We start from the raw sequence: 19,814 nt of genomic DNA, 5'->3' as shown, positions 1-19,814 counted from the left end.
TCTGCACGTATAACTGTATTAATATGCTGCGTCCATTATCCAAGTAACCCAGTAAAGCAGTCAACTACTCAGGCGACTTAACCACTTTCGGTCAGTCCGTTTTTCACATCGCCTTCCAGCTCTTCCTGCCAGTCCAGAATATTGGTCAGGCTTCGCACTGCACCACTTTTGACTTTAATGCTGACCATCACTTTCTCGGGCTTGAACCCGTCGGGAAGCGTCAGATTGATATAGTCACGGTTTTCAGGGAAAGACTGAAAATAACGGAACCCAAGTGCCTGGGACTTTTCCATTCCGGCCAGTTCCATCAGGGACAGAGACTCTTTCTTACCATCTTTCACCCCTTTGACAGAGACATTCAGAGTTCCTTTGAGAAACGGGTTGTCTCTGGCCACCTGAGAGACCACCATTCTGAAGCGATACTGATTTTTCTCCTCACCCTGCAGCAGATCAAATGCATAGAGCCTGATGCCTTCAGCACTGTCTTCCGGAGCAAGAATACTCTTGTAAAATGCTAGATCCTTGCTCAGCAGAGCTTTTTCATCTTCCAGATCCCGTATAACACTACGAATGCTGTTTGCCGCCTCGCGGTCCACCTTACTGGTTCTTTCCAGAATAACCAATTTCTGCCTGAGAGACTCCTCTACCCCCAACAAGTCTTGCAACTGATTCCTTAGATCTAAGCTTTCCTGCCTCAGTATGGCTGCCTCGGTATCGGAAATCCGTCCCCCAAGATAATAAGAAAGTCCCATAGCCAGAACAAAGGCCAATACCAGAAAAAGCCTGATCTTGCGCTCTCTGGCGGGATCATCACGCACCACCTTCATACTACCCGGCGGCTTGATAGAAAGAGAATCTGGCATCTCATTTATCCTGATAAAAAAGCGGCATAATGAACTTTCCGGGCAAAATTTATGCTTTCAGGGACAATCCCGGCAAGCTCCCGACAACCTAATGTTAAGTACCTGGCCAGTTGGTTTCGCATATTCTGGCGAGTGGATTTTTTCATCCTTCAAGGCGCAACGACGGGCGCGTAGCCATAGCTACGCAACCAGAGTTGGAACGCAGAAGGATGGAAAAAGCCGCCGTCCAGAATATGCGAAACCAACTGGTTAGGTACTTATATAAGCACCTAATCAGATACTTACAAATAGAATCCGCTGGACTATGCAAAAGCCACTTTACCGGCAGCTTAAAACAGTAACGTTTCGACTCCTATGGCACGATCAGGGTATGATAACCGGCTGTGACTAAAGACTGCCTGAAACCCTGATGCTTGACCGCTGGACTTCTCTCTGGATCAGATCGCCTCTGAATCTTCTTGCCCGCCCACTGAAAAAAGCAGGTGTCCGGGCTGACCAGATTACTCTGACTGGTTTCCTGGTCGGATTAACAGCCCTGCCATTGCTGGCATTTGAGCTCTATTTGCCTGCTCTGGTTGCCATTCTTTGCAATCGTCTGATGGATGGGCTCGATGGTGCTCTGGCAAGAATAACACAAACCTCAGATGCCGGTGGCTATCTGGATATAACCCTGGACTTCATCTTTTATTCGGCCATCGTGCTTGGCTTTGCCTTTGCCGATCCTGAAAAAAATGCCCTGATGGCCAGCCTGCTGATCTTTACTTTCGTCGGAACGGGCTCCAGCTTTCTGGGCTATGCGATTATGGCTCAGAAGAGAGGTCTCTCAGACCCTGACTTTAGCAACAAATCCTTCTATTACCTGAATGGTCTGGCAGAAGGTACAGAGACCATTGCCATTTTTGTGCTCTTCTGCCTGTTTCCCCAGTATTTCCCGATTCTGGCTGCATTTTTTGCTGTAATCTGTATCCTGACAACCATGACCAGAGTCTGGGCAGGTTACCAGACTCTCAGGCGGGCAGACGAGCTCGATACCCATCAGTGAATGATAACCATGGAATTATTGAAGATACTGTTTCTACTCTTTATTGCGCTGGCCGTAGTGGTCATGGCAACACAGCGGTTCGGCAAACCCATGAGTCGGGAGAAACAGTCAAAACTGTCAAAAATAGCCATCATACTGATTTTGATCATGCTGGTAGCCAAAATCATCAAAGAGTTCGTCTAGACGAAAAAAGGCAGCGCAAAGCGCTGCCTTTTTTGTTCACTGCCCAAAAGGTCGTGAAGAGTAATCAGTCGATTACTTCAATGTTCTCAGCCTGAGGGCCTTTGGCGCCCTGAGTCACCTCGAACTTAACACGCTGGCCTTCGACCAGAGTTTTGAAACCAGTACCGACGATAGCTCTGAAGTGAGCAAATACGTCCGGACCAGAGTCCTGGCTGATAAAGCCGTAACCTTTGGACTCGTTGAACCATTTAACTGTTCCGGTAGAAGCAGACATAATCAATTCCTGAAATTGAACAAAAATAGGGTGGTCACACAACATGACCGCTTAGCTGAAAGCGTCGCTACTACTTATGATTTATCAGGAAGATCTACAACTATGGAACTTCGAAACGCAAGACATAAATATAAGGCATAACTTAAAGCTAAGCTAATTGTATCTCAAATAGCTACAGAAGCAATGAGTACAACACGATTAAAGATATCGTGAAAATCAGCAGATACAACCCCGGCAACATTGATATAGAGACAACCTGCATGATTATTTCTCATAACCGTTACCTTGATTCCTTATTCCGCACCAAAACCTGCGACTGGAAGACCGCTATCAGAGGGTATGCAACCTTGTAAAACAGATACCAAAATTCCCAGACAGACAGTTTTGTTGAATTTTGCTACTTATTCCCACACCCAGGCTCACACCAGCCACCTCGAGAAAAGCACCCAGCCATATAACTTGCATCGAACATTTGGGTAGAGAATACTGCAGTTTTGAAGTTATAGCAGAGAAGTAGTGATCATGAAAATAAAAATACGACATCAGGAAGACAGAGACTTACCCCACATTGCAGAAATGTTTGAATATGAGGATTTGGCAGAAAACACCTCCCAGATCCCCTATAACCACTCCGACCACTGGAAACAGCTGTTCCAATCCCGAAGCAATGAATCCGTTCAACTGATTGCGGAGGTAAATGGCAAGGTTGCAGGTCATCTCGGCATTCTTATGTCCAGCAAGCCACGTAAAAAACACGTCGCTACTTTTGGCATCAGCGTACATCCTGATTTTCAGGGACAGGGAATAGGATCAGAACTGGTTGACGAGATGATACAGCTTTGTGATCACTGGCTGAATATTGTTCGCATTGAACTGGGTGTTTTCACAGAAAACAAACAGGCAATCGCCCTGTATAAAAAGTACGGGTTTGAAATTGAAGGGACGTCGCGCTTTGACTGCTTCCGCAGAGGCCAGTACAGCAGCACCTATAAAATGGCCAGAATAAGACCGGATCTGCTGGAACAACTGTCATAACACCAAGGCCCGGGAATAATCTGCAAATCCAGAACGCTGTCCTGAGCCACCAGTATCACAGCAAGGTCTTCTGGTGCACGCTCCATCAGTCCATACTTCAGGCATTGGACAGGTTAAGAATACAAGAATAGAAAGAATATCAGTCATAACTGGCTCACCGGAATGAGTCAGCCTGAGAACACGATTAACCTCTGAGTAAGAGAGCGTTAAAGCGAGGTATTAATTTCTTTCTCTTTTCTGTAAAGCAGGAGATCGAGCAGGCCCATAAAGAACGCTGAGGCAACAAAGGTCAGATGTATCAGCGCCGCCCACATCAACTTGTCATTTGGGATGTTAACCGTATTCATAAACATTTTGAGCAAGTGGATTGAGGAGATGGCTACAATGGAGGCAGCAACCTTGGCCTTAAGTGAGCTGGTATCCATTTTACCTAGCCAGCTGAGCTTCTCAGAACTCTCATCCAGGTCTATTTTAGAGACAAAATTTTCATAACCGGCATACATAACCATAACGATTAGGCCCCCAACCAGAGCTAAATCAACTAGCGTAAGCACCTTGAGTATTACCTGCGTCTCATTCATATTAGAAACGTCGAGCAGCAGGTTAGTAACACTCTGAAAAAACTCAATCAATAAAGCGATCAGGACAAGACTCAAGCCGATGTAAATTGGCGCAAGAAGCCAACGGGCAGAATAGAGCAGCCTTTCAAACAGTTTTTCCATGGATATGCCAGATCAGTCGGTAGATCATTAAAGGTTGCAGGATACTAGCACAATTATTCTAAGCGAAATTACAAAAGTCGTAATGATTTGCGAACCGGGCAGTGCCGACGCATGAAAGACTTGAAGAAGCCATTACCCAGTATACCTGCTCTTTTGATGTCTACCCCTCAAGCTGAAGTGCCCTTTGACCAAAAATAACGCTCAGTCTTTGCAACCTGCCAGGCAAGGATGGAGCATCGATAACCCGAACAGGCTCACAAAAAAATATCAAGGCATCAAAGCAGGCGCATCAAGGCCTACTGTTTCATTCAGTTCACACATGATATTCATGTTCTGAATGGCCTGACCTGCCGCCCCCTTCACCAGATTATCTATGACCGACAGAATAACTACGGTATCGCCGTCCAGAGGACGATGAACGGAAATGCGGCACTGATTACAGGATTTGACTGAACGGGTTTCCGGATGACTGCCTGCAGGCAAAACATCAACAAAAGGTTCATGACTGAACTTGTTTTCATACAACGCCTGAAGATCAATGGAGTGATCTTTTACCGAAACATAGGACGTTGCATGAATCCCCCTGATCATGGGGACAAGGTGGGGCACAAAAATCAGCTCGCCCCTGTAACCCTGCCCCCCCATTCTGCCTATTCCCTGTCTGATTTCTGGCAGGTGTCTGTGGCCTGGCACACCGTAGGCCTTGAATGACTCCGAAACTTCGCACAACAAACTGGCCACTTTGGCTTCACGACCAGCGCCGCTGACTCCTGACTTGGCATCTATAATAACATTGCCTTCTACCAGAGCATTTTCCATCAATGGCAACAGACCCAGCTGTGCAGCTGTCGGATAACAGCCCGGATTAGCCACCAACTGCGCAGTTTTAATGGACTCCCGATTCATTTCTGGCAAACCATAGACCGCTTCTGCCAGCAGTTCGGGACAGGCATGATCAATACCGTACCATTGCTTCCAGTCAGTAGCGCTGGCCAGACGAAAATCAGCAGCCAGATCCACGACTTTCACACCTTTGTCCAACAGTTTGGGCACGGAATTCATGGCAATTCCGTTGGGCGTTGCGAAGAAAACAAGATCACAGGTGGCCAGGACATCATCGTCTGGCTGTGAATAGACAATATCCATCTTGCCTCTTAGACCTGGATATAGCTCACTGACGGGCTTGCCTGCCTCTTTTCTTGAAGTAATCACCGTTACTTCAACGTCGGGATGAATCGCCAAAAGACGCAGCAACTCTGCTCCGGTATAGCCGGTACCACCAACAATGCCTGCTTTGATCATGGATACGACGCCTTAAAAATAGAATATTTATTTAAAATAATAGAATAAATATTTATAAAAGCTCTTTCAAGACTCGCTTCTGCAAATATTCTTTGTGACACCCCCCGCCTTGTCAGGCGAGGCTTCTGACTTCACAGGCTACAGCCAGCCTATAGCGACTGGACTTACACAGAAGCCTCCATCAGCAGTAACCGGGCGCCCCTCGGTATTTTATTGGTCTCTTGCGAGTCACTCTAACAGCAGGGTTTCAACAAAACAACGCTCAGAACACAACCTAGCCGGTTTACAATACTCAGAAATTCACTCACCCTTTCACCCGGATATCGAACTCTGGCGTCTTTTCCGCTACTCTCTATCCGCTATCAGTAATCAAAAATCAAGGATCTCGCGCATGCTCTGGGTTAAAGCCTTTCATATTATCGCCATGGTCTGTTGGTTTGCAGCCCTTTTCTACCTGCCAAGACTCTTTGTTTATCACGCCATGAGCGAAGATCAGGTCAGTAATGAACGATTCAAGATCATGGAGCGCAAGCTTTACCGTGGGATTGCCCTGCCGTCCATGATCGCCACTCTGGTGCTGGGTATCTGGTTACTCCGTTTCAACCCGTCCTATTATATGAGCAGTGGCTGGATGCACGCCAAGCTGGCATTGGTGGTTCTGCTGATTGGCTATCACCACATGTGTGGCGCGTTCCTGAAAAAGTTTGCCAATGATGCCAACACTAAGTCAGACAAATTCTACCGTATTTTTAATGAAGTGCCGGTTCTGCTTCTGGTGGCTATTGTAATTCTGGTTGTAGTCCGTCCCTTCTAAGGATTAACAACCTTGCGTTTCCGGCATATCTGCCGATAAGACGCCCTGAGTGGTTACACCCCGAACAGGTGTTTCCAAAGCTCGGGGGATCCAGTTATGAAGCGCAAAGATTATAAAGTCATATTCAAAGGGCAGATTCTTCCTGGCTTTTCCGAAGCTGAAGTCAAAAATAATCTGGCCCGTTTGTTCAATGCCGATGCGCAGCGCATTGACCGCCTTTTTTCAGGCAAGCCCTACGCGGTTCGAAAGCCTGTCACCAGGAAAGAAGCCCGCAAATACGAAGAAGCCATTAGAAAGGCCGGTGGACAATGCCGGATTATGACCCTGGATGGCTCAAAAACATTACCACCCACTGAAGAAAACGGCTCATCTATCTTTGCCGAGACCCCGCTGTCCAGAGCACCCCGACAAAATAGTAATGAGCCATTGCGGCTGATAAGACGCATCGGACGAACCCGCTACCTGGCCATGAGTTGGCTGGTCGTAGCTGTAGAAGCTGTTGCCTTCCTGCTCCCTGATTATTTACCAATGCTGATTGGAGCAGCCCTGACTATTCAGCAGACTGTGTCAATGGTTCTGGGCATTCACAGTCTGGCAATCATGCTTACACTTTATCTGGTCATTACCCGACTTCACGATATGGATCGAAGCGGCTGGCTGTGGCTGTTTCTGGTCATTCCAGTGGTCAATATTCTGCTGCTTTTCTGGCTCAGTATCGGGCCGGGCACAGAAGGAAAAAACAACTATGGGGAGCCGCCGTTACCACCAGCCAATCTGACACGTGCACTGGGCATTTATCTTCCCATCTCATTGATGCTTGTTGGAGTCGCTGGCGCTTATCTCTATCAGGAACAACTGGTGACCTGGATTCAGATGTTGCCTGAAGCGACCAAGAAATGGACGGGGCTTGAGTATCCGGGATAAAAGGCTAAATTACCTTTGTGCCCTGAACAGATTCTAACGATATGATTTTCCTATCTGCGGAATACCTTTCCCCGGACTGTAGAAATTCCGATAGAGGCATTCAAAAATAGTATCTGAATACGCATCTTTACGCAGTCCACTGACCTGCATCAATGGTTATAATCGAAACTTTTATAACGTTGCCCGTATTATGAGCCGATATTCGTCTGGTGAATTGCAAAGCATTTTTATTCATCCCTGGTTTTCGAATATCTGTCCTGCGGGCCACCATGATGCAAACAGTTCCTTCAGTATTGAACTCAGGGTGCTTCGGCACACAGAGTCAAACTACTGTTGACACATACCCCTTCAGGAGACTGACCGGAGTCAATCGGTCAGCCTCCCATTGCAAGTATTCTGCTAGGTACTATTTCAATGAGCAAAGACAGCATTCTGGTCATCAACTGCGGCAGCTCATCCCTCAAATTCGCAGTGATTAACCCGACAACGGAAGAAGAGAAAATCAACGGCATCGCTGAACGCCTGGACAGCAGCGAAGCGGTTCTGCGCTGGAAGGTCAAGGGCGAGAAAGGCTCTCAGGCGCTCGGACTGGCTGCACACGAAGCAGCTTTGGAAGCACTCATGGGCCTCCTGCGTGAAGAAGGTCTGGTAGAAGGCATCTCCGCCATTGGTCACCGCGTTGTTCACGGTGGAGAGAAGTTCTCCAAGTCCTGTCTGGTCACAGATGAGGTTCTGCAGGCGATTGAAGACGGCACCAAGCTGGCTCCTCTGCATAGCCCAGCCAACCTTGCAGGTATCCGTGCCGCCCAGAAAATTTTCCCGGGCCTGCCCAATGTTGTTGTTTTTGACACTGCATTCCATCAGACCATGCCAGCCGAAGCTTACCTCTACCCGATTCCATACAGCCTGTACAAAGAACACGGTGTTCGTCGTTACGGCTTTCATGGAACCAGCTATCGCTATGTCGGTCAGGCTGCTGCCGACATGCTGGGTCTGGATATCAATGACAGCAATCTCGTGGTAGCTCATCTGGGTAACGGAGCCTCTGCCTGTGCGATCAAGAATGGCAAGTCCATTGATACCACTATGGGCCTGACACCTCTGGAAGGTCTGGTTATGGGCACCCGTTCCGGTGATGTTGACCCCAACCTCTTCAACTTCCTGAACAAAACTCTGGGCTACACCCTGGAAGAAGCCACCGACCTGCTGAATAAGAAGAGCGGTCTTCTGGGCCTGTCTGAAATGGACAGCGACTGTCGTGTTATTGAAGACGCTGCAGCTCAAGGCAATGAACGTGCGCAACTGACCCTGGACGTTTTCTGCCATGTTCTGGCTGAAAAAGTAGCGGGTTTTGCTGCCGCCATGGGTAAGATTGATGCCCTGGTATTCACTGGCGGTATCGGAGAGAACTCCAGCGTCATTCGCAAGAACGTTATTGAACGCCTGAGCATTTTCGGCTTCAAGGTGGACAACAAGCTCAATGATGAAACTTTCCGGGGCAGAAGCGGTGTTATTACCGAGGAAGGCTCAACGATTGCAATGGTCGTGACCACCAACGAAGAGCTAATGATTTCCCGTGACACTCAGGCCCTGATCGCCTCATTCAACCTGGGGTCTGCCTGAAGACCCCAGGTTTGACTTGCTTGCGAACATTTCTGGAGCTGCATTATGCGTACGTTTTTTCTGGCCCCAACCCGATATGGAGTCGGCCTGACTTCAGTCTCCCTGGGTCTGGTGCGGGCACTCGACACTCTGGGCCTGAGGGTAAAATTCTTTAAGCCCATTGCCCAGTTGCATACGACGGATAAAGGACCTGAGCGTTCTACACGACTGGCTCAGCGTATTATGGACCATGAGCCACCGACACCGATTACCACCCAAAGGGTTGAAAACCTGCTGGGAGACAATAAAGGTGATGAGATTATGGAAGAGATTGTCGCTCTATTCGACGATGCTTCCGAAGGGGCTGAAGTGGTCGTGGTCGAAGGCTTGGTTCCCACCCGTGACATGCCTTATGCCAACCGCCTTAACAGCGATATGGCTAGAACATTGAACGCCGATATCATTCTGGTTTCAGAAAAAGGCAAGGACTCTCTGGAAGATGTTGCAGATAAACTGGAAATTGCTGCCGACAGTTTTGGTGGCATCAAAAACCCCAGTGTCATCGGTTATATCCTGAACAAACTGGATAAAGAGCTGGTTGAGCAACTGACTGAAGATCAACAATTCAGACCCTTGCCCGAGTTTACTCGCAAGAGCTTCTTGCCCCTGGGTTACATCAGCTACGATCCACAGCTGAGTTCACACCGCACTCTGGACATTGCCCGCCATCTGGGTTGTGAAGTCATTAACGAAGGTGACATTGCCCAGCGTCGTGTTAATTCCTACACACTGAGTGCCAGAACTCCCAGTAACATGATCCAATACCTGAAGCCTGGTAATCTGATCATTACTGCCGGTGACCGTGATGATATTGTTCTGGCAACCTCTATGGCAGCCTCCAACGGTGTTCCCCTGCCCGGACTGCTACTCACCAGCGGAATCAGAATGTCCAAGGCTGTTCAGGAGCTCTGTGCCAAAGCATTCTCTACCGGTCTGCCAGTCCTGATGACTGAAGATGACTCTTATACGACCGCTACCCGTCTGGATCGCATGAGCGACGAGCTGCCTCTGGACGACATAGAGCGTATTGAAAAAGTGATGAACACCATCGCCGAGAATCTTAATAACAACTGGTTCAAGCAGCACTGCGGAGGTCTGACAGAGCGTCGTCTTTCGCCTCCGGCATTTCGCTACAGTCTGGTGCAACAGGCAAAAGCAGCTCGCAAACGCATTGTTCTGCCAGAAGGTGATGAGCCAAGAACCATTCAGGCTGCCATCATCTGTCAGGAACGCGGCATTGCCGAGTGTATCCTGCTGGGTAATCGCGAAGTTATTGAACAGGTCGCTCGTGACAACGGTTTTGATCTGCCAGAAGGGCTGATTATTATGGACCCCAGGAGTATCAGTCAGCGTTACATTGAGCCCATGGTCGAACTGCGCAAGCATAAAGGCCTGAATGCTCCTATGGCAGAAGCTCAGCTGGAAGATACCGTTGTTCTGGGTACCATGATGCTGGCCACGGACGAAGTGGATGGCCTGGTTTCCGGCGCTGTCCACACTACGGCCAACACCATCCGTCCGGCTTTCCAGCTGATCAAGCCGAAAAAAGACGCCGGTGGACTGGTATCTTCCATCTTCTTTATGTTGCTGCCTGATCAGGTTCTGGTGTACGGTGACTGCGCCGTTAATCCAAACCCTGACGCAGAAGCTTTGGCTAACATTGCCATTCAGAGTGCCGACTCCGCCAGAGCCTTTGGCATTGAGCCGCGCATCGCGATGATCAGCTACTCTACAGGCTCTTCCGGCATTGGTGCAGACGTTGAGCGTGTTCGCGATGCTACCCAGCTGGTTCGTGAGAAGCGCCCTGATCTGGTGGTTGACGGTCCACTGCAGTACGACGCTGCGTCCGTCGAATCTGTTGCCAAGAGCAAGGCGCCCGACTCAGACGTTGCTGGTCGTGCAACTGTCTTCGTATTCCCGGACCTCAATACGGGCAATACTACCTACAAAGCTGTACAGCGTAGTGCCAATGTCATCAGTGTAGGTCCAATGCTTCAGGGTCTGAACAAGCCGGTCAACGACCTCTCCCGCGGTGCTCTGGTGGACGATATTGTCTACACCATTGCCCTCACCGCTATTCAGGCTGCTGCCGAAAAAGCCTGACTCTGCCTTTTGTTCGGGGGAGACAAAATGTCTCTCCCGTCATTTATGCAAATCAAATATCTCATCTCACTGTCGTTTGTTTATCCTGCTACACATCTTCCTGAACACGACCGCGAATAATCTCTTAATCATTCGAGGCAACACATAATTGTCACACTTCTTGCTTAACATTTATGAACAATCATTCAAGTAAGGAGAAACTGTGTCGACATTGGATTATTACGCCCTGAAGAAAATAACAAAAGCAGAGAAATTGACAATGAAACTTCATCTTAATACCGAGTCAACGGTTACCTGTAACTGCTGCGGCCATTCCGAAACTGAAACCATGCCACTGGATGCTTGCGTTTATCTTTATGAATGCAGAAGCTGTAAAAACCTGATGACTCCCCAGAGAGGGGACTGCTGCATCTTTTGTTCTCGTGGCTCCCATCCCTGCCCCACCAGCCAGAAAGAAAGCAGAAGCTATCGAGTAATACCCAAGCAAGAACAAGCAGCCACGGAAGCCTCACACTATGAGACGAGCCAAACGATGGCAGGATAATCTGTCTGCCAGCCCGTAAAGGAGCCAGTGAGGCCGACGAACGCTTATCTCAGAACAGTTTCGGCACACTGGCTGGCTTTTCAATATTTATTGATGTTTGGGATCCGGTATCAAATTTATCTCTACCCTTCTGTTCAGCGCACGACCCTGCATGGTGTTGTTATTGCCAATAGGATCTGAGGCTCCCGCACCAGAATAGGTAACGCGTGACCCGGAAACCCCTTGATATATCAGATAATCCGCCACACTCCTGGCCCGATCCTCGGAGAGAGGCAGGTTAATCTTGTTAGTCCCGGTGCTGTCGGTATAGCCAACTATGTCAACCAGATTCTTGTCGAACTCCTTGACAACTTTGGCAACAGAACCCAGAACAGGATAGAAACTGGACTTGATCGCTGACTTATTGGTATCAAATGTGATGTTAGAGGGCATGATTAACTTGAGGTTATCTCCATCCCGTTGTACCTGAACACCGGTTCCCAGCAACTCTTTTCTGAGCGCTGCTTCCTGCCTGTCCGTGTAATAACCATAGCCAGCTCCGGCTGCAGCACCAATCGCAGCGCCCTCCAGAGCCCCTTCGCCGCCACCGACCAAACCGCCAATGACAGCACCGGTAACTGCACCAATGCCACCGTATGCAGTGGTTTTACTGACTTCCTTCTCACCAGTGTATGGATTGGTCGTATGACAACCCGCTATGACCGCAGCGGCGGCAACGACCAATGACATTCTTTTCAGCTGCATTAACATGTTCACTTCTCCTAACCGCGAATAATGCTGTTTTCCCGGATTTCTTCGCCAATACAGGTATCCGGACCATGACCTGTAACTACAGTGGTTTCCTCATCCAAAGTGTACAGACGATCACGAATGGACTTCTCTATTGCTTTGAAGTCACCACCCCAAAGATCCGTTCTACCAATTGATCGGCGGAACAGGGTGTCTCCAGCGATCAACAGATTCTCTTTCACAAAGTGGAAACACGTGGACCCAGGGGTATGTCCGGGAGTATGCATCGCCACCCCCCCACAGCAAGGAAGCTCCTGATCATCATTCAGCCAGAAGTCAGGATCTGGAACAGGGTTATAGGGCACACCAAACATACGACACTGAGTTTCGAGATTATCCCAGAGGAACTTATCTTCTTTGTGAAGATGAATGGAAGCACCAGTCTTTTTCTTGATTTCACCACTAGCCAGGAAGTGATCTAAGTGAGCATGAGTATGAATCAACGCTACTGATTTTAGTCCGTGACTCTCCAACTTGGCAAGAATCACATCAGGATCACCACCGGGGTCGATGACGATGGCTTTCCTGGTAATGGGGTCACCAATGATGGTGCAGTTACACTGCAAAGGCCCCACAGGAAATGTTTCTTTGATCAGTGATGGATATTGCTCGGTCATTCTAGGGAACCTGCGAATAAGATTTGATTTCTTCCAACCTTTTTGTTTTCAGCAAAGCCAGATCGATATTCAGAAAAGAGAGTGGCTGTTGAACGGACACTCTTTGACAGGGCTTTGACGCGGAGATTATCACATATCGGGGAATCTTATTCGCCAGCTTACGTTCGAAGTGCCTGGTGTGCCAAACTCCAACTCCAATCTCAGGGAAGTCTTACCAGCACCTTCATTCGCCCACGACCCTGACTCAAAGAAATACTCAACCGCGTATTGACGGGAGCACCTCGCAGATTCAGCCTGACCAATGAATTACAAACGGTCACTCGCCTCATGACGACTTCTTCTGGCAACCCGCCAAATATCGGGTAGGGATAGCAGGGTTCTGCGTCACAAGAGCCCTGTTCTTCGTCAAAGTCTTCCAGCAGATCAGGCAGATCAAAACGGAGAGCCATAACTAAACCTCCAGCAGCAGCCTTGGGAAGTGCCAGCCCGGAAGCCCGAACGAGGGCCACCGGAACTCTATAACCGACTATCCGAGCCGGATAGCACGTAGAATTGTAGACAACCCCTGCAGAGCCCATGAATCTTTTTTGAGCACTGGCACGCCAATCAACAAATCCCTCAGCGCATCCTGCTCAGCCATTAATTGCGATTCGCACTCTCGCGAGACGGTGTTCGTTAACGGATGGACTCAACAACCCTACAAATGGCTTTGCACAGAGTATCCAGATCTTCATCTGAAATGACATAAGGTGGCATAACATAAACCAGTTTACCGAAAGGTCTGACCCATACCCCCTGTTCTGGGAAACGGGGTTGAATTTCAGACATCACCACCGGCTGTCTCAATTCAACCACACCAATAGCTCCCAGAACCCGTACGTTAGCCACCGCTCCAAGCTCATTACAGGGAGAGAGACCAGCCCATAATTTTTTCTCTATGTTAGCCACCTGATTGACCCACTCACCTGAAGATAAAATATCCATGCTCGCCACACCGGCTGCACAAGCCAGAGGATTAGCCATGAAAGTAGGTCCGTGCATGATCGGACCAGTGTCACAGATGGCCTTACTGACTTCTTCGGTGCACATCACAGCTGATAACGTCATATAGCCACCGGTAAGGGCTTTACCTACACACATGATATCCGGGATAACATCGGCGTGTTCACAGGCAAACATTTTCCCGGTTCGACCAAAACCCGTGGCAATCTCATCATGAATGAGCAAGACTTCATGCTCATCACAGAGTGCTCTGACTTTTCTCAGAAAGTCGGGGGAGTAGAAATGCATTCCACCAGCCCCCTGAACGATAGGCTCAATAATAATGGCGGCCACCTGATGATTCAGGGACTCCAGTTCAGAGCGAAAAGGTTCTATATGATGGTCTTCAAGTGTCTCATCGAAGCCGCAGCCGGGACGGGGCACGAAATGATGTTCAGGCAGAATGCCGGTAAACAGATGGTGCATACCATTATCAGGGTCACAGACTGCCATGCCCCCGGTCGTATCGCCGAAGTATCCGCCTTTAAATGTCAGCAACTTGTTCTTGTTAATCTCGCCCCTGCATTGCCAATACTGCATGGCCATCTTGATGGCTACTTCTACAGCGACTGAACCTGAATCCGCAAAAAATACGGTTTTGATCGGTTCGGGTGTCAACTCAACCAGTCTGCGAGACAGTTCAATGGCGGGCTTATGGGTCAACCCACCGAACATGACATGGGACATTGAATCGACCTGATCCTTAATGGCCTGATTCATAAACGGATGATTATAGCCGTGGACCGTACACCACCAGGAGGACATCCCGTCAATCACTTCTCTGCCATCACTCAAGCGGAGCCTGACCCCTGAAGCACTTTCAACGGCAAACAGTTTATACTGGCTGGGTGTTGTCCCATAAGGGTGCCAGATATGCCGGGCATCAAACTCAAGATCAGATTGTGTGATGGTTCGATCCAAAATGGACTCCAAGGTTTTCAGGTGTTCAGGATGCGGTGAATAATAAGCCAAATCCCCGCAACAATTCACTGGGCGGCCAAATGAAAATCCATTCCACAGAATTTAGCCGGGCACTGAATCGCCTCGAGAAATGAGTTACAATTGCTCTTTAACTCATTATTTTTCTTCACCCCGTTTTCTTCAATCACAGTAGAACCAGAAACCAATGACCGCACTGTTCGTCAATCAACTCACCACACTTGATTTCAGTTACCTTTCTCCGGAACGCGGGGTTGTAGGGGAAACCTGGCTGGTCGATGTCGTGCTTCGGGGCGATCTGGATGAACAGGGCATGGTCTTTGACTTCGGCCATGTCAAAAAGCAGATCAAGGCTTCTCTGGACATCCTTGCCGACCACCGCCTGCTTGTACCTGCTTCTCACGGAGCAATAACCGTCAAAACAGAGAGCGAGGAATGCCTTTCTGTCAACATGCAGACCAGTACCGGTGATGTCATCGAATGCAAGGCTCCCGCCCCTGCAATTTTACTGGTCAATGCTCAGGAAATAACCCCTGAAGCTCTGACCCCCTTTCTCGAAAAAACCTTGCTGGATGAACTGCCAGACAACGTCATCGGTGTTGAACTGGATATTTATCCTGAACAGTTTTCCGGTGCTTTCTACCACTACAGCCACGGCCTGAAAAAACATCTGGGCGACTGCCAGCGAATTGCCCATGGCCACCGTTCTCCTATCCACATCTACCTGGACGGAAAGCGCGACCCGACGCTCGAAGCAGACTGGGCCGAAAACTGGAAAGATATCTACATCGCCACCCGTGAAGACCTGCTGGAAAAAGTGACCATAGGCAGGCGGGATCACTTTCGCTTTGGCTATACCTCAGACCAGGGCTACTTCGAGCTGACTCTGGCAGAAGACCGCTGCTACCTGATTGATACTGACAGTACCGTGGAACTTCTGGCAGAACACATTGCAACCACCCTGAAAGCCCGTACCCCGAATCACTCAGTCCGGGTTGTGGCTTTTGAAGGATTTAACAAAGGAGCTGTCGCGGAAAAATAAATACCCCTGATTCAGGAGGCGTCTTTGACGGGTCAGACTTATGCTTTCAAGCCAAAGCTGTCTTAAGTCGGACTAAAATTAGATCTATCGATCAACAGAAACGGATTTCTTATGGCCATCGAAGACGTCAATAATCGCCCCATTTCCCCCTCAAGCCCTCGACAAGATCCTGAATTGGGCCTTTCCGCTGAGCAACAGGTTGAAGAAGAAGTAAAATTCACTTTTCAAGACCTGAAAAGCCACATGGAAGAGATGTTGCAATTCAATTACGCCGTCATCCATGAACTCCTGGGGCAGATTGCCGCTATCAGTCCCTACAGGGCAGACATGGCTCAGGGTAAACAGCCAGAAGTGGCCTTAACAGAAGCTTCTGATGCCGTCAAAGCAACCCCTGTTGCGCCCGTCGGAAAAGCAAGCGCGTCAGCCTACCTGGCTGGCCTTCAGCATATTGAAGGGATGTTGGGAAACCACGACATCAAGCTTCAGGCAATGCTTGATAAGCTGGCGCTGTCGCGCTCTGGCAGAAAAGTCAGTCTGGAGAGTCAGGGGTTGGAGTTTGAACGTCTGAAATCCATCGTCATTCAGGCAGAAGGCAGAATGAACCAGGTATTAAGCCAGATGCCAGAAACCCTGCCTGAACATCCGGGACGCATGTTAAAGGACATGCTGCCTGAGGTCATCGAAAAATTGCAGCAATACGATGGCAGCTTTCGGGAAGCGCTCACCGAAGTGCGTGAAGAAATCCTCAGGGTCAGCTCACCCCGGTGAGAACCGATGATCACCTCACTGCTCCTGAGCATTCTCACCTGAGCATAGGTAATCATAACCCTACGGAGCCCGTTTAGCGTCATGGTACAATCATGGTCATTTTCCTGCTGACAGGTCTGAGACATGACGACTTTTTATCTGAAGGCAAAAAAGATCTTCACTGAAGAAGGCATTCTTCAGGACAGTTTTCTAAAAATAACGGACGGCCGTATTGCCGCTATTGACTGTGTGCCTGAAGAAGGCGCGGAGATCACGGATCTGGGAGACAGTCAAATTGTCCCCGGCCTCATTGATCTGCATATTCATGGCAGCGGTGGCTTTGACGTCATGGATGCCAGCCACGAAGCCATTAACACCATCTCAAAAACCATTGCTGCTAAAGGTGTCGTAGGCTTTCTTGCCACCACCGTTACTGATACCTGGGAAAGAAACCTCGCGGCCCTGAGAAACGTTAAGCACTGTATCGAGCAGGGCGTTGAGGGTGCAGAAGTGCTGGGTTCCTACAGTGAAGCCCTATTTTTTTCCGAACGTTTCAAAGGCGCCCATGAAAGCAGCTACTTCCTGAAGCCCACAAAAGAAAGACTCGACGAGTTGCTGGCAGCATCGGGTGGCACCCTTCGCTCACTGGCTCTGGCCCCTGAAATTGAGGGCGGCATTGAAGCAATTGAATACCTGACCAGCAAGAATGTCCGCGTCATGATTGGACACACAGGCGCTACTTACGATGTCTGCAAGAAAGCCTTTGCAGCGGGAGCCGTGGGCGGCGTTCATATTTTTAACCAGATGCTCGGATTGCATCATCGTCAACCCGGTACCGCCGGTGCTGTTCTGCACCACCGGGATATCTATGCAGAATTGATAGCAGACGGAGTTCATGTTGACCCCATAGTGATGGACCTGGTTTACCGTCTCAAAGGGGCTGATAAAACCGCTTTGATCACCGATTGCATCTGTGCAGGTGGATTGAGCGACGGGGAATACCAGCTGGGACTGTTGACAGTTCATGTCAAAGACGGTGTTGCCAGAACCGAATCGGGTGCTCTGGCAGGAAGCACCCTGACACTGAATCGTGCCGTCGCCAACATGATCGAAAAAGTGGCTGTAGACCCTCTGAGCGCTGTTCACATGGCTTCTCTGACACCAGCGACTTTGCTCGGCCTGCAGGACGAACTGGGCAGCATTAAGGTCGGTAAGCGTGCATCCATAGCGGTTATGAACAAAAATCACGAGGTCCTGATGACTTTTATCGACGGCAGGCAGGTTTTCAGCCTGTATTGATATCTTGCTCCGGTGGTGCGCTGACTACTTTAGAAGGCTAACTTACGATTGCCGCTCTTCCCTGGGCGTCAGATCAAAATGGTTTTTATACGCCGTGCTGAAATGTGAAGCATTAGAGAAGCCACAAGCAACCCCCACATCCACTACCGGCCTGTCAGTCTCCCTGAGCAGCTTTCTGGCGCATTCAAGCCTGAGCTTCAAGTAGTGCCTGGAAGGCACAGTATCCAGATATTTTCGAAACAGTCGTTCCAACTGTCTACGGGAAATACCCACCAGAGAAGCCAGTTCATCGGCACCCAGTGGCTCTTCTATATTGGCAGCCATCAACTGTGTTGCTTCCTCAATCTGTGGCTGCTGCTTTCTGACGGGGGGCGCGACAAAAGAAGAAGTCCCCGGCCCACCAAGACGATCCCTCACCAATAATTCCGATACACTGGCAGCAAGATAACCCCCCTGCTCCCGGGCGACCAGAGAGAGCGTCATATCCATAGCAGCCGTGCCTGCGCCACAGGTCATTCTGTTTCGGTCCAGTTCAAAAGTCGTCTGGCTCAACACCACCCGGGGATAGAGTTCCTGAAGGGCATCAGCGGCCCCTTCCAGTCGAGCACGATAACCATCAAGAAGGCCTGCACTCGCCAACAGGTTGGCGCCTTTGCCAATCCCGCCCAAAACAGATGCCTCGGACAATGCGGCAGAAGGAATCTGAACACCTGTTTTTGAAGCGACCAGAATCACCACATCCATGAATTCCAACGCCGACTGAGAGGGCTCAATGGAAAGACCCAGGTTACTCGTGACCGTTGATTCTGCAATGACAGCACTCTCATAAACGCACTGTCCGGTCGCCTGATTAACTGCTCTCAGCACTTCCAGGGCTGAAGACAACCCCAGCAAAGAGAAGTCGGGATATAAAAGAAAACCGACTTTGCAAGGCTTACTCACCCATAGCTCCTTTCTGCGCTGCAATCTCCGGAACCGAAAAAAGAATTATTCTTCATAGGGAAAAAATACTCGTAAAGCGTGCCTGATGATATCTCTATGGACAGAAGCCAGACTCTGAAAAATTCATCATAACAACTAAAGGCATCTTCTTTCAGTACAGAAATAAGCCTTGCAGCTCAGATCATGACAATGGCCAGTCAATGCCCCAAAATGTAAATACTGAACAAAGGTGAATGAAGCTCGTCCTTCCAAGGCATCCCGTCATCTGCCGTCCCCAGAGGCTGACTAAACGCCAGCAGGTTCAAATTCGACAGAGAGAATACTGAGCGGTAGTCCTCATCAGTCCAGAAAAAATCTTCAAAGACCACCCCCGAATCCGCCACAGAACATTTAACTCGACAGCCACTGGTAAGCTCCCTGTTTTGAGGGAAGTCATTATCGATCGTCAACCAGTTGCCCTTGAACTTTTGCTCTGAACTGACAATCACTATCGCCGCACCATCGGGCTTTAATACCCTTTTCACTTCGCGGATCACCGCCTCCATTTCAGATAAAGAGTCTATTTCAACCAGAACATAAGACAACATCACCAAATCATAAGACGCATCGGGACGAGGAATAGCTGCGGAATGAATGCGGGTAAATACCGTGTTCTGATGATCCTTTATAGCCTGATGGAGCATACTGTCTGAAATATCCATACCCTCTACATCAAACCCGGCATCTTTTAATAGCGGAATCATCAATCCTGCACCGCAACCATAGTCCAGCGCCCGGGCTCCCACTTTAACGTATTTAGCCAGGATTCCAGGCAGGTCTCTGCGGATCATAAATCCGAGGTGGTTTTTCTCTTCGGCATAAGCCCTTGCTATCTCTTCTGTGTACTCCATAAACTCATATCACTGTGATGGGAACATGAAGGTAAAAAAT

21 protein-coding genes are annotated in these 19,814 nt (G+C 49.1%); 11 read left to right on the top strand and 10 right to left on the bottom strand.

Annotation, left to right across the window (positions count from 1 at the left end):
• Positions 1–77: 77 nt before the first annotated feature.
• Positions 78–863 carry a DUF6776 family protein gene (locus ACOMHB_RS07120; RefSeq protein ID WP_448216063.1) on the bottom strand — a complete coding sequence of 262 codons (786 nt, stop codon included), beginning with the start codon at positions 861–863 and terminating at the stop codon, positions 78–80.
• A 409-nt stretch (positions 864–1,272) separates the two neighbouring features.
• Between ACOMHB_RS07120 and ACOMHB_RS07115 the strand changes: the two genes are divergently transcribed.
• Both ACOMHB_RS07115 and ACOMHB_RS07110 read left to right on the top strand, forming a co-directional pair.
• Entirely contained in the window at positions 1,273–1,905 is a 633-nt protein-coding gene (locus ACOMHB_RS07115; RefSeq protein ID WP_448216062.1) for a CDP-alcohol phosphatidyltransferase family protein, read from the top strand.
• Positions 1,906–1,914: 9 nt separating this feature from the next.
• Positions 1,915–2,088 carry a hypothetical protein gene (locus tag ACOMHB_RS07110; RefSeq protein WP_448216061.1) on the top strand — a complete coding sequence of 58 codons (174 nt, stop codon included), beginning with the start codon at positions 1,915–1,917 and terminating at the stop codon, positions 2,086–2,088.
• 64 nt (positions 2,089–2,152) lie between these two features.
• On the opposite strand, the gene ACOMHB_RS07105 is transcribed toward ACOMHB_RS07110, so the two are convergent.
• The gene (locus ACOMHB_RS07105; protein WP_034832746.1) at positions 2,153–2,362 is read right to left on the bottom strand and encodes a cold-shock protein; all 210 of its coding nucleotides are present in this window, start codon (positions 2,360–2,362) and stop codon (positions 2,153–2,155) included.
• A 522-nt stretch (positions 2,363–2,884) separates the two neighbouring features.
• Between ACOMHB_RS07105 and ACOMHB_RS07100 the strand changes: the two genes are divergently transcribed.
• Positions 2,885–3,397: a GNAT family N-acetyltransferase gene (locus ACOMHB_RS07100; protein WP_422132634.1), complete on the top strand. Its 513-nt coding sequence runs from the start codon at positions 2,885–2,887 to the stop codon at positions 3,395–3,397.
• 206 nt (positions 3,398–3,603) lie between these two features.
• On the opposite strand, the gene ACOMHB_RS07095 is transcribed toward ACOMHB_RS07100, so the two are convergent.
• Positions 3,604–4,119, bottom strand: a complete 516-nt coding sequence (locus ACOMHB_RS07095) for a TIGR00645 family protein (protein WP_448216060.1) — start codon at positions 4,117–4,119, stop codon at positions 3,604–3,606.
• A gap of 267 nt (positions 4,120–4,386) precedes the next feature.
• Positions 4,387–5,421: an N-acetyl-gamma-glutamyl-phosphate reductase gene (gene argC, locus ACOMHB_RS07090; protein ID WP_448216059.1), complete on the bottom strand. Its 1,035-nt coding sequence runs from the start codon at positions 5,419–5,421 to the stop codon at positions 4,387–4,389.
• A gap of 391 nt (positions 5,422–5,812) precedes the next feature.
• Here argC and hemJ point away from each other — a divergent pair, with 391 nt between their 5' ends.
• The 5 genes from hemJ (at position 5,813) to ACOMHB_RS07065 (ending at position 11,468) form a co-directional block, all read left to right on the top strand.
• Positions 5,813–6,235, top strand: a complete 423-nt coding sequence (hemJ, locus tag ACOMHB_RS07085; protein ID WP_422132631.1) for a protoporphyrinogen oxidase HemJ — start codon at positions 5,813–5,815, stop codon at positions 6,233–6,235.
• A gap of 96 nt (positions 6,236–6,331) precedes the next feature.
• The gene (locus ACOMHB_RS07080) at positions 6,332–7,159 is read left to right on the top strand and encodes a DUF805 domain-containing protein (RefSeq protein ID WP_448216058.1); all 828 of its coding nucleotides are present in this window, start codon (positions 6,332–6,334) and stop codon (positions 7,157–7,159) included.
• Between the two features lie 414 nt (positions 7,160–7,573).
• Complete coding sequence (locus tag ACOMHB_RS07075; protein ID WP_448216057.1) at positions 7,574–8,782, top strand: acetate kinase; 1,209 nt, start codon at positions 7,574–7,576, stop codon at positions 8,780–8,782.
• A gap of 45 nt (positions 8,783–8,827) precedes the next feature.
• Entirely contained in the window at positions 8,828–10,924 is a 2,097-nt protein-coding gene (pta, locus tag ACOMHB_RS07070; protein WP_448216056.1) for a phosphate acetyltransferase, read from the top strand.
• Positions 10,925–11,183: 259 nt separating this feature from the next.
• Positions 11,184–11,468, top strand: a complete 285-nt coding sequence (locus ACOMHB_RS07065; protein ID WP_422476287.1) for a GDCCVxC domain-containing (seleno)protein — start codon at positions 11,184–11,186, stop codon at positions 11,466–11,468.
• 87 nt (positions 11,469–11,555) lie between these two features.
• On the opposite strand, the gene ACOMHB_RS07060 is transcribed toward ACOMHB_RS07065, so the two are convergent.
• From ACOMHB_RS07060 to bioA, 4 genes are all read right to left on the bottom strand, one after another.
• Positions 11,556–12,218, bottom strand: a complete 663-nt coding sequence (locus tag ACOMHB_RS07060) for a YiaD family glycine zipper/OmpA-like lipoprotein (RefSeq protein WP_422132627.1) — start codon at positions 12,216–12,218, stop codon at positions 11,556–11,558.
• A gap of 11 nt (positions 12,219–12,229) precedes the next feature.
• Positions 12,230–12,874: an MBL fold metallo-hydrolase gene (locus tag ACOMHB_RS07055; protein WP_448216055.1), complete on the bottom strand. Its 645-nt coding sequence runs from the start codon at positions 12,872–12,874 to the stop codon at positions 12,230–12,232.
• Positions 12,875–13,074: 200 nt separating this feature from the next.
• Entirely contained in the window at positions 13,075–13,323 is a 249-nt protein-coding gene (locus tag ACOMHB_RS07050) for a hypothetical protein (protein WP_448216054.1), read from the bottom strand.
• A gap of 226 nt (positions 13,324–13,549) precedes the next feature.
• Complete coding sequence (gene bioA, locus ACOMHB_RS07045) at positions 13,550–14,836, bottom strand: adenosylmethionine--8-amino-7-oxononanoate transaminase (RefSeq protein WP_448216053.1); 1,287 nt, start codon at positions 14,834–14,836, stop codon at positions 13,550–13,552.
• A gap of 205 nt (positions 14,837–15,041) precedes the next feature.
• Here bioA and ACOMHB_RS07040 point away from each other — a divergent pair, with 205 nt between their 5' ends.
• The 3 genes from ACOMHB_RS07040 (at position 15,042) to nagA (ending at position 17,942) form a co-directional block, all read left to right on the top strand.
• Positions 15,042–15,896, top strand: coding sequence for a 6-carboxytetrahydropterin synthase (locus ACOMHB_RS07040; RefSeq protein ID WP_422137284.1), 855 nt, complete (start codon positions 15,042–15,044; stop codon positions 15,894–15,896).
• 111 nt (positions 15,897–16,007) lie between these two features.
• The gene (locus ACOMHB_RS07035) at positions 16,008–16,664 is read left to right on the top strand and encodes a hypothetical protein (RefSeq protein ID WP_422137283.1); all 657 of its coding nucleotides are present in this window, start codon (positions 16,008–16,010) and stop codon (positions 16,662–16,664) included.
• 123 nt (positions 16,665–16,787) lie between these two features.
• A complete protein-coding gene (nagA, locus tag ACOMHB_RS07030; RefSeq protein WP_422132621.1) occupies positions 16,788–17,942 on the top strand; it encodes an N-acetylglucosamine-6-phosphate deacetylase in 1,155 nt (384 codons plus the stop codon).
• Between the two features lie 42 nt (positions 17,943–17,984).
• On the opposite strand, the gene ACOMHB_RS07025 is transcribed toward nagA, so the two are convergent.
• Together ACOMHB_RS07025 and ACOMHB_RS07020 are read right to left on the bottom strand one after the other, a co-directional pair.
• On the bottom strand, positions 17,985–18,884 hold the full coding sequence (locus ACOMHB_RS07025) for a GlxA family transcriptional regulator (RefSeq protein ID WP_448216052.1): 900 nt from the start codon (positions 18,882–18,884) through the stop codon (positions 17,985–17,987).
• Between the two features lie 197 nt (positions 18,885–19,081).
• The gene (locus ACOMHB_RS07020) at positions 19,082–19,774 is read right to left on the bottom strand and encodes a class I SAM-dependent methyltransferase (protein WP_448216051.1); all 693 of its coding nucleotides are present in this window, start codon (positions 19,772–19,774) and stop codon (positions 19,082–19,084) included.
• Positions 19,775–19,814 lie beyond the last annotated feature (40 nt).

The sequence above is a fragment of the Endozoicomonas sp. 2B-B genome, assembly GCF_053470045.1.
Note: the sequence above shows the minus strand (reverse complement) of the source record. Positions and strands in the feature narration are given on the sequence as shown.

Excerpts from the sequence above, each read along its gene's own strand:
- argC (WP_448216059.1), bottom strand. The coding sequence starts at position 5,421 with ATGATCAAAGCAGGCATTGTTGGTGGTACCGGCTATACCGGAGCAGAG.
- ACOMHB_RS07065 (WP_422476287.1), top strand. The coding sequence starts at position 11,184 with ATGAAACTTCATCTTAATACCGAGTCAACGGTTACCTGTAACTGCTGC.
- pta (WP_448216056.1), top strand. The coding sequence starts at position 8,828 with ATGCGTACGTTTTTTCTGGCCCCAACCCGATATGGAGTCGGCCTGACT.
- ACOMHB_RS07060 (WP_422132627.1), bottom strand. The coding sequence starts at position 12,218 with ATGTTAATGCAGCTGAAAAGAATGTCATTGGTCGTTGCCGCCGCTGCG.
- ACOMHB_RS07055 (WP_448216055.1), bottom strand. The coding sequence starts at position 12,874 with ATGACCGAGCAATATCCATCACTGATCAAAGAAACATTTCCTGTGGGG.
- ACOMHB_RS07080 (WP_448216058.1), top strand. The coding sequence starts at position 6,332 with ATGAAGCGCAAAGATTATAAAGTCATATTCAAAGGGCAGATTCTTCCT.
- nagA (WP_422132621.1), top strand. The coding sequence starts at position 16,788 with ATGACGACTTTTTATCTGAAGGCAAAAAAGATCTTCACTGAAGAAGGC.
- ACOMHB_RS07050 (WP_448216054.1), bottom strand. The coding sequence starts at position 13,323 with ATGGCTCTCCGTTTTGATCTGCCTGATCTGCTGGAAGACTTTGACGAA.
- ACOMHB_RS07100 (WP_422132634.1), top strand. The coding sequence starts at position 2,885 with ATGAAAATAAAAATACGACATCAGGAAGACAGAGACTTACCCCACATT.
- ACOMHB_RS07120 (WP_448216063.1), bottom strand. The coding sequence starts at position 863 with ATGCCAGATTCTCTTTCTATCAAGCCGCCGGGTAGTATGAAGGTGGTG.
- ACOMHB_RS07115 (WP_448216062.1), top strand. The coding sequence starts at position 1,273 with ATGCTTGACCGCTGGACTTCTCTCTGGATCAGATCGCCTCTGAATCTT.
- ACOMHB_RS07020 (WP_448216051.1), bottom strand. The coding sequence starts at position 19,774 with ATGGAGTACACAGAAGAGATAGCAAGGGCTTATGCCGAAGAGAAAAAC.
- hemJ (WP_422132631.1), top strand. The coding sequence starts at position 5,813 with ATGCTCTGGGTTAAAGCCTTTCATATTATCGCCATGGTCTGTTGGTTT.
- ACOMHB_RS07095 (WP_448216060.1), bottom strand. The coding sequence starts at position 4,119 with ATGGAAAAACTGTTTGAAAGGCTGCTCTATTCTGCCCGTTGGCTTCTT.
- ACOMHB_RS07110 (WP_448216061.1), top strand. The coding sequence starts at position 1,915 with ATGGAATTATTGAAGATACTGTTTCTACTCTTTATTGCGCTGGCCGTA.
- ACOMHB_RS07075 (WP_448216057.1), top strand. The coding sequence starts at position 7,574 with ATGAGCAAAGACAGCATTCTGGTCATCAACTGCGGCAGCTCATCCCTC.
- ACOMHB_RS07040 (WP_422137284.1), top strand. The coding sequence starts at position 15,042 with ATGACCGCACTGTTCGTCAATCAACTCACCACACTTGATTTCAGTTAC.
- ACOMHB_RS07035 (WP_422137283.1), top strand. The coding sequence starts at position 16,008 with ATGGCCATCGAAGACGTCAATAATCGCCCCATTTCCCCCTCAAGCCCT.
- ACOMHB_RS07105 (WP_034832746.1), bottom strand. The coding sequence starts at position 2,362 with ATGTCTGCTTCTACCGGAACAGTTAAATGGTTCAACGAGTCCAAAGGT.